Below are 601 nucleotides of genomic sequence, written 5' to 3'. Positions count from 1 at the left end.
ACGGGGTTTTGTTATATTTGAATGGTTCCGAATATCTAAATCACAATTGTTGATGGTTTTTATTAAACCAATGCAGTCCGGCTCAGGAGTGAGAGAAGCCGGACGTTATGGTTTAGCGTGGTAAGATCTGTGTAGTTTTCTGGATGCTTTCAGTAAATAGTAATGAATTATCAAAGGTATAGTAATATCTTTTTTGTTCGTGGATATTTGTAACCCACCGAAAAACTCCTGCTTTAGCAAGGTTTCTTCTGTATTCCTGAAATGTGATCTCTCTGGATTTCAGCTTATTAGAGGTCGTTTCTATAAGATGCCTATCCTTTGAAAATTTGACAGACACAATGTTTTTTAGGCCCTTTAATAACACTGTATTATCATTTTTTAATACAATATGAACATTCTCTGTGGCTAAATAGTAAATGTAATGTGAGACATTGTGACGTTTTAGCTCAGAATAAAACCATTGATAGTTTAAATCGTTTCGAACTTTATCAAATATTTGTTTAAAAATGACTACCTGATCCATAGATAAACCTTCCATGTGATATGAGGGGGCGTAGTCTGCACGATTATCTAAATTGCTTCAATCTGGTCTGACCTGTTT

1 protein-coding gene is annotated in these 601 nt (G+C 34.6%); it reads right to left on the bottom strand.

Annotated features, from left to right (window positions below):
- Nucleotides 1-112: 112 nt before the first annotated feature.
- Nucleotides 113-523, bottom strand: a complete 411-nt coding sequence (locus tag RTW80_RS26910) for a DUF1398 domain-containing protein (protein ID WP_000373090.1) — start codon at nt 521-523, stop codon at nt 113-115.
- Nucleotides 524-601 lie beyond the last annotated feature (78 nt).

Origin of the sequence: Escherichia sp. AM3 (assembly GCF_032029835.1) — a bacterium.
GTDB lineage: Bacteria > Pseudomonadota > Gammaproteobacteria > Enterobacterales > Enterobacteriaceae > Escherichia > Escherichia coli.
The sequence above is the reverse complement of the archived record's forward strand: the minus strand, read 5'-3'. Positions and strand labels throughout refer to the sequence as shown.

Bases quoted from the DNA above. Each gene is read 5' to 3' on its own strand.
- RTW80_RS26910 (WP_000373090.1), bottom strand. From the start codon at position 523: ATGGATCAGGTAGTCATTTTTAAACAAATATTTGATAAAGTTCGAAAC.